We start from the raw sequence: 13,138 nt of genomic DNA on the forward strand, positions 1-13,138 counted from the left end.
CATAAACAGAGTTTTTTGAATTATTCTCCAATAAATTCTTCATTTATTTCTACAGGTATCGGTGCGTTTTTATCTTTTCTAAAAATGTTTAAGTCTTGCAATAATTCCTTTACTTTTTCGGGATATTGTTTTGAAAGATCCGTTTGTTCTTGTATATCGTTTTCTAGGTTGTATAGCTCAAATTCGTTATTTTCAAAATACTGATGTAATTTCCATTTTCCTTTTCGCACCACACTCCCTGGTCGAGTTCTAAATAAGGTATCTCTTGCCTGATCTTTTAAAGAATTCACTTTTTCCAGATAAATAGGAAAATGCCAAAACAATGCTCTTTCTTCTATTTTTTGATTGTTCTTCAAAAATGGCAGTAAAGAAATTCCGTCGAGATCATATTTCTTTTTATCATTTACCGCATCTATCAATGTTGGAAAAATATCCATTCCAGTTATAGGGATATTCGTCTTTCTATTTCCTTTGATCTTATTGGGCCATTTAATAATACACGGTACACGTATTCCTCCTTCATAATAAGAACCTTTTCCTGCTCGTAAAGGAAATTGTGAAGAAATAGAGGCTAACCCTCCATTATCAGAAAGAAAAACTACCAGCGTATTTTTATCAATATTAAGTTCTTTAAGCGTATGAAGCAGTCTTCCCACATTTTTATCCAGACTCTCTACCATTGCCCCATACTTACTATTAAATCTCTTATCATTATTTATTTTGGTTTCGTATTTTGAGATCAACTCTTCTTTTCCTTGTAATGGCGTATGAACTGTAAAATATGGTAAGTATAAAAAGAAAGGTTTTTCTTTATTCTTTTCTATAAAACTAATAGCTTCATTCGTAAGCCTATCGGTTAGGTATTCTCCTTTTTTTCCATCTTTAAGTGCTTTATTTTTATAGGGACTAAAATAAGATTTGGGATGGCCAGCCTTCGTTCCTCCTATATTAATATCAAATCCTTGAGTTCTTGGATCTTTTCCTAAATGCCATTTTCCTATAGAAGCACTGGTATATCCATTTTGTTTTAATGCTTCTGCAATAGTCAAAAAGCTGTCATCCAAAACTCTTTTGTTTTCTATAGGAATCAACTTCCTGTCTTTGGATTTTCCACGTTTTGACGAACCTACAGTATAAATACCATGTTCTGGAGTATTTTTACCCGAAAGAATAGAAGCTCTGCTTGGAGCACAATTTGCCGCAGGAGCATAAGCGTCCTTAAAAAGAACTCCTTCTGTTGCCAATTTATCTAGATTAGGAGTTTCATATACCGGATTTCCCATAAAGCTGGTATCACTCCATCCTAAATCATCTACCAGAATAAATAGAATATTGGGCTTGACTTCTTTTTGAACATTATTCTTCTGAATCGAATTGCATGAATTATAGCTCACACAAATTAATAGTATAAAAATTATTTTTACAGAAATCTTCATATCCCCTATATTCTTTAGCATTCTAACAATCTTATTTTGATTTGTTTAAATATTTTTTCAAGTACTTTTTATCTTAAGAAAAGATAAAATCACGATTCAAAAACTCGCCATTTTGAGGTTGATAAGAAATTGGTAACTATAACTTCTAGTCATAAAAATGAAGTATCAAAGTACTCAAAATGGCGGTTTTTAAATCAAACAAATTAATTTAATCTATCTTCTTTTTCATTTTATAAATCGTATATAATAATCATTGTTCTTAGTATGTATATTCACTATATAAATTCCTGATTGGAGTCCAGAAATATCCAATGATGTCAATATTTCTTTTAAGTTTCCGGATATAACTTCTCTTCCCTTACTATCAAAAACACGAAATACATCTCCTGTTTTAAATTTTTTATATTGAATATCAATATTACTATCTGAAGGGTTAGGATATAGTTTTACAATTCTATTTATAGATTCATTATCCTCAATAAGAATTTCTTTATTCGTTCCTCCATCAATTATCTTCCATAATGCTTTATCATTACCTGTAAAAGTTCTTGCTTTTAAAACCCCTGCTGCATCATAGAGATACATATTGGTCTTTTTATTTTGTATCCATACATTACCGTTTCCTGCATCAACAAATCTCCAACGCATCCAATTCCCTTCGGTGTTTTGTTGAGTAACGGCAGTATAGTTATGAGAATTAACAGGTCTAAAAGACATATTAGAGAACTGATTCTCAAATAAAAAATATCCGTCTCCCTGATCGATTGATTTCCATTCTATTGTATTACCTGCAGTGGTAGGACTTACCATTGTTAAGTTATCACCTGAGTTTTGACCATCAGTAGCCAAAAGATTGCCGCTTAATACATTTTCTAATGAAAAAAGATCTCCTCCAGGATCTGTTCCTGTATTATTATATTCGTCCAGAACTTCCTGATCTGTAAGTGCTTTTCCGAATGCTTTAAACTCATCCATTACACCTACAAACGGAGTATACTTTTTAGGTTTATAGGTACATATCCCTAGTGCTCCCGATGTAAACCTGTCTCCTTCTGGTTTTCCTTTAATAATACTTTCTGGTTCAAGAGAAACTTGTCCAATACTTACTCCGTTTAAATATCCTTTTGCTTTATTGGATCCTCTATCTATTACAAGAGCAATGTGGTACCATTGATTAGCTGATAGTGAAGGACCTGTTATAGTTTTTACTTCACCTATATCACTAGGTGCATTAGGTGAAAGTTGCTCAGCAATTTCGAAGGTAATTTGCTTAGTGCTTTTCTCCATAAAAATATTATAGCCACTTATCAATTTATTAATTGCTGTTGAAGAATTAGAAATAATATGACAATTACCTCCTCCATCATTTACTGAATATGCATCCAAATTGAACCAAATAGATACTGTATGACTAATACTAAAGGGATCTATAACATCACCAAAAGATATAAAAGCTCTACCACTATCATCATTATCATTATCTGCGGTAGGTAGTTTTGGGAATACCCATCCATTTCCTATTTTTCCTTGGGTAATGGTTCCATCAAAATTAATGGATTCTCCATCTAAGTTAGCTGTGGTTTTATCTTCAACGATGTTACCTGCTTGTTCAAAATCATATCTCATTAACAATCCTCCATCATTAACATCTACCTGAACCCAGGTGGTATTGAATAAACTCCCGTCAGAAATTGTATAATTAAATTGATCTCTTCCTTTAAAATTAGATGCTGGGGTATAAATCAATGCTCCATTATTAAGGGTTACATTTCCTCCCTTAGGAGTTACGGCATCAAAAGTTGAAATCTTTACAGGATCTCCATTAGTGTCAAAATCATTTAATAACACTCCTATTGAGACCGTTGTATTAGGAGTAATGTTTACCAAATCTGGTGTTGCATATGGATGTACATTCCAACCATACTGAGCATTACTTGCAATCGGCAACCCTCCAGTAATATTCGCACTATTTTTATTGTATATATGCGCCTGATTAGTCGTTGGGCCGAACCAGGAACCTCCTCCAGACATAATATCTCTTGGATATACAAAATGTCTACCGCCCCAAGTATGAGAAACTTCATGGTTTAATCCTGAGTTATCATCTGTTTTCACAGGAACTCGTGTAAAATTACCTCCTGTTAAATGCTTTCTTGATTCAAAAGCAACTGGATTACCTTCATTTACTCCTGTAAATACTAAATGCTGAAAAGGAATCGAATTTGGTCTCACTCCGGTAGATCCTGGATTATCTCCTAAACCATTACTTCTCCAAGTTGTTTTTGTATCTGCAGGAGCTTGATGTAAATCGGTATCTGCTCTACGTACAACTCCTGTCATCCTGTATTGAACTCCCAAATCCCTGGCAAACTGCACGTCTAATGCATTGGTCGCATGTTCAAGGATCGCAAATGCTCTTCGATCATTATTATCGGCTCTTTCTGCAAACCACTCTGGTTCTACATCGTATGCTACTTGCATTTTCATCATTCCTCCTCCAGATGGTATCATTTTCCAACCGTGTGGGCTTCCTCCATTTACTACTGGTCCTGAACCGTTTCCTGGTGGTGGATAGGGGGCATTATTTATTGTGGGAACCCAATCCTGTGATTTTCTGTTTATTTTAGAAAAATCATGAGCTACCTGCCCAGCTCCTAAATTAATAGTAGCTTGTCCGTTGGAAAGATTAAGGTTTATAGGTAAATCTTCTACCTGCCATAAATATCGAATTCCTTCTTGCACAAAAACTGACATAGAAGTATTACCAGGCCAGATAACGGCAATTACCTGGCTATTTGGTTCTTCCAGGATACTTCCTCGGTATGTTCGTACAGGGAAATTAGTATTATTTAATGTTATTTCTCTAAAATTATTTGGATTGGATCCTCTGGGATGTCCTGCTTCTCCAGCTGAATATGATTGTTCATCCACATAATAACGACAGTGATTCGGATCTCGAACACTATATTTTGTGAGATTAAGAGTTACCATACCATCCTCTACACGAGGGCCTGGAATTTGAACATTAATTTGGGTAGGGAGTACCTGAGCTTTTACTATACCAAAAGTGGTACATAACACTACAGATAAAATCAATCTAAAAACGTTAAGTTTAATAGTTTTCATAATAGTGATTTTTATTATTTGAGTTTGTGTTAGGGGTGTATAATCACAATTCGCGATTGTTTTTTATAAAAAATATATGCGAACAAAGGTTAATACGTTTTTTGCAAAACGTTTACAGAAAAAACAAACAAAGATCACAAGTAGTAATGATTTCTGGTTTCTATAGTAAGATCTTTCCAAAAATCAATCGCCCTCCTGTTAACTACATATTATCTAGTATTAAAAATCTCTTCTATAGGGTCTATTCTAAATCTTTCTATTTGAGGTGGAGTATGTTCTGTTTTTATAATTTGAAATAATTTCTCGACAATTTCAGGATGATTTTTTGCTATGTTATTACGCTCTTTTAAATCTTCTTCAAGGTTATATAATTCTATTTCTTTATTTCCTTTTTTTATGTCTTTCCAAATGATTTTCCATTTTCCAATTCTTACTGCAGCCTGACCTCCATACTCTGGATACTCCCAATAGAGATATGGATGAGTCTTTTGTTCACTTTTATTAGTTATTGTATTATAAAAACTAATTCCATCTGCATCCTTGGGAGGATCAATACCTACGACTTCTGATAATGTCGGCATTACATCCCAAAAGGCAGAAATATGATCAGTTCTGGTTCCTTTTTTTATTTTATCAGGCCAACTGGCAATCATGGGCACTCTTATCCCTCCTTCATGTAAAAATCCCTTGCCTCGCCCATACTCACTATCAAAAGGACCTCCGCTTTTAAACCAGGGAGAATCTGTACCTCCTGTATAACTAGGGCCATTATCTGAAGTAAAAAGAATAAGTGTATTATCGTATAATCCTTCTTTTTTTAAGTAGTCTACCAATTTGCCTATATTTTCATCAAGGTAAGAAACCATCGCAGCGTATGTTGCATGAGGATAACGAGTCGGAAAATAACTTCCTCTTTTTTCTCCTTCTACAAAATAATAAGGTTCTTCGTCTCCAAATTTATCAACATAATGATCTACCCATTTCTTAGGTGCTTGCAATGGAAGGTGAGGTATTGGACTTGCCCAATATAAAAAGAAAGGATCTTCCTGGTTTTCTTTTACAAAACCCATTAATTTATCAAAAGAAACTGCAGAAGAATACACAGGTTGATTATACCTGGAATAAGTTTCTATAGCATAAGGATCTTCTCCTTTTTTTAATGCGGTACGAGGCGGGATCGTATCATTTTCTAAATAATACCTGTTCTCATTTTCATATAAATGCACTGGATTATAAGTATGCGCCTGACGCTGGCAATTATATCCAAAAAAGTAGTCAAATCCCATATTTGTGGGGATCGATGTGGTATGTGGTGCTCCTAATCCCCATTTACCTATCATCCCTGTTTTATATCCTGATTTTTTAAGCATTTTTGCAATGGTCATTGTCTCTACTGGTAATGGCCTTTGTCCTTCTAAGGTAGAATCTTTAATCACTTTTTTATAGTTCCATACATCTCCTTTTTCTCCTCTGGAATCCCATTCATCATTTCCTCTTATATAAGAATGTCCCATATGTTTTCCTGTCAATAAAACAGAACGTGCCGGCGCACATACAGGAGCTCCAGAATAGTGTTGAGTAAATAACATTCCTTCTTTGGCCAGGTTATCTATATTAGGTGTTTCTATTTTTGTTTGTCCGTAGACTCCAACTTCTCCGTATCCCAGATCATCTGCCAAAATATAAATAATATTAGGCTTCGCCTTTATAGGTTTTTCAGGCTCTTTTTGTTCTTTTTTTGTATTACAAGAGATTATAATACTAAAGATTAGCAAAGAATAAGATACATAGGATATCAATTTCATATTTTAACTTTTTTAATGCTCAATAAAATTAACAATCATTTTAATATAAACTAGCTAGAAAGATGCCCGGAGGGGGTTGTGATATATATATTGGGATAATCTAAGGCATCTCTTCTATGCTAGCTGTCAACAAAACTTTTATTACCATCCTGGATTTTGTTCCAGATTAGGGTTTAATACAATCTGATCAGAAGGTAACGGAAACAAATAATAATGATCCGGAAACAGAGGTGGTGTTCCTGGAACCAGTTGCACATAGCCTTCTGAAGCTCCATTTTGGATCGGTACCTTATCATCCTGACTTGCAGAGGTTATCCATCTTCCTAATTTCACTTCTGAAGCGTAGTGCATTTTTCTCCATCTTCTTAAATCTTCTCTTCTGAATCCTTCGGCCATTAATTCTACAGCTCTTTCTCTGCGAATTTCAAATAAAACAGGATCTACAGTTACATCTCTTGTCGGATCAAAATTTGCATCTATATCACTTAAAACCATAGAAGCGACATCTCCACGTACTCTTAATTGGTTGATCGTCATATCTGCTATTGATTGATCAAATTCCCCTAACTCATATTTAGATTCTGCATAATTCAATAAAATTTCACCCATTCTAAATATAGGAGCATCGGCAAAATCTCTTGACGATGTACCAGTATTATATTGATTATAATGCCTCCATACTCTGTATCCCGAAAAGGTTCTATTAAATCCGGCTACTCTATTCTGATTAAAGTTTGGAACTCTGGATACTACGTTACCTCTCCAGTTAAGATCTGGTAGTGATTTATGTAAATTATCACTTATCGTCTCGTATACTGAAAAGTATTCTTCATCACCAGGATTACCTGTTGAGACCCAGGTAGTATTACTTGTTCTAACAACAAAATAAGGGGCTGGAGTCATAAATAACAGTCTATCATCTCTATTTCTAAGTTCGGCAAACATATCGGTATCGCCCTCAAAAAGGGGGCTATTCCACCTCGTTCTTCCATCTTTACATAAAAATTTATCTACTCCTTTTCTGGTGATATCCCACGTAGAGTTTGAAGCTCTAAAGGTCGTAGACATATTTGACCAGTTTTCTAACTCATTATATTCTTTAAATAATATAATTCCTGCTACTCCTTCTAAAGATTCACTGTTATGTAGTTCGTCATATTTAGGATGTAAGCTTCCAAATTCTACCATTAACTTTTCTGATGCGGTGGTACAAACTTGTAAATAGGTATCAGAATTACCTAAATTATGATACTTACGCCAAGTTCCTTCAAACAAACCAAATCTGGATATAAGTGCATTAATAGCATGTTCATCAATAACTTTTCTCCTATTACTAGCTTCTGCTGGTTTTATATGTTCTTCTGCCCATAATAAATCATTCAGCATATTTGTAGCTACCTGATCTCTTGGAGTTCTGGGAGCATATAGCTCTTCTGATTCTTCTGTTAAAGCAAATTCAATCCAGGGAACGGCTCCATATTTTTTTAATAAGCTAAAGTACTCAAAGGCTCTAAAAAACAACCCAATACTTCTCCAATGCTCTTTATCTGTATCGGATAAATCTGATTTTGGTACATTATCTAATAATAAGTTTATTTTTCTGATAGCACGATATGATTCTGTCCAATCCTCATCTGTTGAAGGAACAATAATTCTACTCCATAAATAATCTTTTCCTACGCCATTTGGTGCTTGTTGAATTAAATCTGCTTCAGCATCTTCATTTAATCCAAAACCACTGGCAGGTCGTGTTTCATTTGCCGAATCTTCGTCAATGTTTATTCTTGTCGTTTCGTTATGTGCTCGAAACCTCTCATAAAATTGCCAAGTATATGCTTGTATTGCATTATTATTACTAAACGTACTTTCTGCTGATAATTCGTCCTGAGGTGTTTTATCCAAAAAATCATCTTCGCAAGCTGTTACCAGCATTATGGATATCACTACCATTATTATATTATACTTATCTTTCATCATTACACATTTTTAATTAAAAAGCTAGTTGCATTCCGAATGCAAAATTTTTCATTCGGGGATATACTGATTGTGATATATTTTGATCCGGATGAATCCCTTTTGGCAAACTTTTAAATGTATGCAGGTTTTCTCCGCTTAGGTATATACGAGCTTTAGTCAATTTATTTTTTTCTAATAATGATTGAGGTAAGCTATATCCTATTGTGATATTATTAATTCTTAAATAAGAAGCATTCGCAAGGTATTTTGTCTGAGTTCTTCTATTCTCCCCATAATTACCTCTATCTCCTGATCGTGTTGTATTATCACCATATATTCTGGGATAAAAAGCATCTTGATTATCAGGAGTCCAATAATCTAATTGATGTTTATATACATAATCAAACTGGCTTAGGTAAGGCCAGAACTTATCTCCACCCAAAACCCTATCTCTTTTTCCAACTCCGGATAAGGCAAATGACATATCAAATCCTTTATAAGCAGCTGTTCCGTAGAAACCATAGATATATCTTCTGTTATCATTACCTATAATTTTTTGATCTCCCGAATCATTTAAAGTATTAGTACCATCTGTAATGATACCATCTCCATCAAGATCTACATATTTGATATCTCCCGGATAAGGTATATTACCGCTTTCATAACCAACTACTCCTTCTCTTAACTGTCGATTAACCCCCGTTAAGGTAACAGGGTCTATTGTACCATCAACAAAATCATCTATTGTATAATATCCTTCTGTAACATATCCCCAAATTTCTCCTACTATTTGGCCAACATATCGCTGAGATAATAATCCTGCAGGATTATCAAATCTGGTTATCTCGGTTTCGTTATTAGAAACATTAAAATTTAATCCATAAGAAAAATCTCCTATTTTATCTCGCCAGGAGATTTCTAACTCCCATCCTCTGGTTCTTAAATCAGCAGCATTTTGATCTGGTGCAGATGTTCCTAATACATCTGGTAATTGGGCTCCCGGCAATAACATATCTAGTGTTTTTCTTTCATACACTTCTACTGTTGTTGCTAATCTATTATTTAAGAAGGCTGCGTCTAATCCCAGATTGGTCGTTTGTACAGTTTCCCAAGTAAGGTTTGAGCTAATCAATTGGCCTGGTTGAATAGTGATATATCTTTCTCCTGTATCATTTAATAACCACGTCTCTCTGGGTTCATATCCTGCAATAGCCGGATAAAATTCTTGTACACTGGTTGATCCTCTTTCAAATATTTTTTGGTTTCCTACTTCTCCCCATGATCCTCTTAATTTTAGCAAAGAAATCCAATCTGCATTCTCAATAAATTTCTCTTTTTTTAAGTTCCAGGCGGCAGAAAATGAAGGAAAGGTACCGTAACGACTATTTTTTGGGAACCTAGAAGATCCATCATGTCTTATGTTTCCTTCTAAAAAATATTTTTCTTTATAATTGTATTGCAGTCTTCCAAAATACCCTAATACGGCCCAATCCCTATAAAAATCTCCTCCTCCAAATGGTCCTATTGCTGTATTTATTGCTGGTAAATCTGTACTTAAGAGGTTCGTTCTATTTACGCTTATACCATTTTGAAAACCACTCTCTCTATTATACCCTACCAAAGCATTTACTGTATGTGTTTCTTTAAAGTCTTTTGAATAATTTATATAAAGATTAAAAGCGTTGTTCTGAAATTCGCGAAATGTTTTTGAAACACTTGTATTTAAAGGATTGGAGTTGTTAGGAACGAACTGTGCTCTGTTTACTGTTTCTAATTGTATGTCTACTCTTTGCGTATTCCAATTTCCTTTTTCATAGGTAAACTCTCCATTAACCGTTACATCTTTAAAGGGGTTATAGGTTAATCTTTCAAATATTCGAATAACATCTTCATCTCGGGTTGGATGTGGTAATAAACGCTCCAAATTATCTGGTGAATCAAATGGTAATACTCTACCATCGTCAAGAGTAAAGTTTCCTGTAGGTAGATATACTGCTGCATTCTCTGTAGTTAAAAAATTACCTACTGGGTTTGATCGATCACTTTTTCTATATAATATATTTGTAGTTGATTTAAGGTTTGTGGTGATATCTGAATCCAAAAAAGTATTGATATTATATCTTGTAAATCGATCTTTATTAGTAACAATAATTCCATCTTGATCACTATATCCTACCGATACTCTATAAGAAGATTTTTTACTACCTCCACTAAAGGAAAAGTCATGAATACTGAGTATTCCTTGATTATTGAGATGTTGGTCAATTGGATTTTGTTCGGTTAATGAATAATAAAACCCATCATCATCTAATATTCTTCCATTTGCCGGAAAACTGCCAGGGTTCAATCTATATTGTTCTAAATAATCAAGCCAGGTAGTTGTACTTTGATTTGTAAAAAAACCTTCGACTCCAATAAAATCTAACATAGAAACAAATTCATATACAGATGCTTTTTCTGTTAATTCCTGAGGTCTGCTAATACTTAAAGAAGTTTTGAAATCAAATTTAATTTTTTGTTCTCTATCAGGTTTTTTAGTGGTTATTAATATAACTCCAAAAGCTGCTCTTGCTCCATAAATTGAAGAAGCTGCTGCATCTTTTAATATGGTTACATTTTTAATGTCATTAGGATTTATATCCGTTATCTCCATTTCTACATTATCTACCAGCACCAAAGGATCACCTCCTCCATTTATAGAACCGAAACCCCGTAATCGCAAACTTGTTTGACTGTTTCCTGGTTGCCCTGAGGCTGTAATCACCTGTAATCCCGCTGCTACACCTTGCAGCGCCTGAGCGGCATTGGTTAGAGGTCTATCTTCTAGTATTTCATCTAATTTGACAGTTGTTACGGAACCACTGATATTTGATCTTTTTTGTGTTCCGAACCCGACAACTAATATTTCATCCATTATTTCAGAATCGGCTACTAATGAGATATCAATATTGGTTTGTCCAATAACTGGTATTTCTTGAGTTGTATACCCCAAAAAAGATACTATCAGAATATCGTTTTCATTAACTTTAATGGTATAGATTCCATCAAAATCTGAGGTTACTCCTTTTGATGTTCCTTTTATTAAGATGGTTGCTCCGGGTAATGGAACTCCTGTTTCTGCATCAGATATTGCTCCTGAAATATTTTTCTCTTGCGCTTTTACATTTGCAAAGAGCATCAGCAAACAAAATAAGATTATTTTCCCTAGTACTTTTTTCATAAAGTTTGGTTTGATTCGTTTATTTCCAAAATCTACCCTCCTAGTTCCCTTTATTTGTTATATCCCTGGCACCCCTTATTTAACCGTTTTGGAATATATTTTCAACACAAGTTCTTTTCTTACTGTTTTAATCATTAATAAGTATCTTTAATCCAGTCATATGGCTCTCTTTTTATCCAGTTCCCTCTAGTGAAATCAGGAAAATCTTGTGGTTCTCCATTATTTTCTATTGATAATTCTGACAATGGTGTTACCGCACTCCACGCTGCTGCATCATATGCATCCATTGGAGGTGCTATATTTTCTTTTACAGATTCTATAAAAGCATTCATCACATAAAAATCTATTCCTCCATGGCCTGCTTCTGTGGCGCTACTTCCATATTTTTTCCATAAAGGGTGATCGTATTTTTCTAACCATTTCTTCATATCTTCCCAGCCGTGTCCTTCTGTGGTTCCTTCTACGTGTATCCTTCTGGTATGATAATCAAACTCTGATATACCTTGTACTCCTTGTACTCTAAATCCTAATGAATATGGTCGTGGTAAATTACAGTCGTGAGTTACGATTATAGTTTCTCCTCTAGCAGTTTCGATTGTAGTAGTGATTACATCTCCCTGTTTCCACTTTAAAGCAGCATTAGGATGATTTTTTCCACCTTGTGGATGGTTTACAATATAATGGTGTAACCCTATTGGTTTACTGGCATGTGAAGTAAGAGATACAAAACGATTTCCTCTATTAATATCAGCCATTGCAGCTATAGGACCTAGCCCGTGAGTTGGATAAACATCTGCATTACGAAGTAATGAATGTTGTGTTCTCCATTTAGCTTCAGACATACCTTTTTCGCCAAACTCTACTCCTCCTCCATAAGGTTTTTTACCATTGTTAAATTTAACCGCTCTTAAATCGTGTTGATATCCACATCTAAAGTGTGCCAGTTCTCCAAAAACATTTTGTTTTACCATATTAAGGACTGCTAATACATCTCTTCGATAATTCACATTCTCCAAAATCATCAAATGTGAACCTGTCTGTTCGTGTATATTTACCAAATCCCAACATTCTTCAAGTGTATTTGCTGCTGACACCTCTAAACCTGTATACTTACCTGCCAACATAGTGTCTTTTGCCATACGCGTATGCCATAACCAGGGAGTAGATATGACCACAGCCTCAATCTCCTCAAGTTCCAATAGTTTTCTATAATCATAATCTCCCTCATTAAAAATTCTTGGTTTTTTATGATTCGCTTCTTCTATTTTCTTTAAAGCAATAGCTATTCTTGAAGGATCTATATCACAAATCCCAACTATATTTACATCATCTCTTTTCAGTAAATTAACAAGGTGATTCGTTCCTCTTAAGCCAACTCCTATTAATCCTACATTAACTTTTCTCTTACTTTTGGTTGTGGTTAACCCAAATGTCATATTAGAAGTTAATGTCATGCCTGCCCCTGCAATAGTTGTTTTTTTTATAAAGTTCCTTCTTGAATTCATATAAATGTTTTAATTTATTTGTGTTAGAAAAATGTTTTTTTAGACTTTTTTAACACAAACAAATATGGAAGATATCTTTTCAAATTGATC

At 34.3% G+C, this 13,138-nt stretch carries 6 protein-coding genes; all 6 read right to left on the minus strand.

What is annotated here, in order from left to right; genetic code table 11:
• Positions 1–20 precede the first annotated feature (20 nt).
• On the minus strand, positions 21–1,457 hold the full coding sequence (locus tag U0D62_RS01050; protein ID WP_322193329.1) for a sulfatase: 1,437 nt from the start codon (positions 1,455–1,457) through the stop codon (positions 21–23).
• A 204-nt stretch (positions 1,458–1,661) separates the two neighbouring features.
• Complete coding sequence (locus U0D62_RS01055; RefSeq protein WP_322193330.1) at positions 1,662–4,562, minus strand: Ig-like domain-containing protein; 2,901 nt, start codon at positions 4,560–4,562, stop codon at positions 1,662–1,664.
• Between the two features lie 209 nt (positions 4,563–4,771).
• Positions 4,772–6,367: an arylsulfatase gene (locus tag U0D62_RS01060; RefSeq protein WP_322193331.1), complete on the minus strand. Its 1,596-nt coding sequence runs from the start codon at positions 6,365–6,367 to the stop codon at positions 4,772–4,774.
• A 141-nt stretch (positions 6,368–6,508) separates the two neighbouring features.
• Entirely contained in the window at positions 6,509–8,341 is a 1,833-nt protein-coding gene (locus U0D62_RS01065; RefSeq protein WP_322193332.1) for a RagB/SusD family nutrient uptake outer membrane protein, read from the minus strand.
• A gap of 16 nt (positions 8,342–8,357) precedes the next feature.
• On the minus strand, positions 8,358–11,543 hold the full coding sequence (locus tag U0D62_RS01070) for a SusC/RagA family TonB-linked outer membrane protein (protein ID WP_322193334.1): 3,186 nt from the start codon (positions 11,541–11,543) through the stop codon (positions 8,358–8,360).
• Positions 11,544–11,677: 134 nt separating this feature from the next.
• Complete coding sequence (locus U0D62_RS01075) at positions 11,678–13,048, minus strand: Gfo/Idh/MocA family protein (protein WP_322193335.1); 1,371 nt, start codon at positions 13,046–13,048, stop codon at positions 11,678–11,680.
• Between the last annotated feature and the right edge of the window lie 90 nt (positions 13,049–13,138).

Origin of the sequence: Aquimarina callyspongiae (genome assembly GCF_034322225.1) — a bacterium.
Taxonomy (GTDB): domain Bacteria; phylum Bacteroidota; class Bacteroidia; order Flavobacteriales; family Flavobacteriaceae; genus Aquimarina.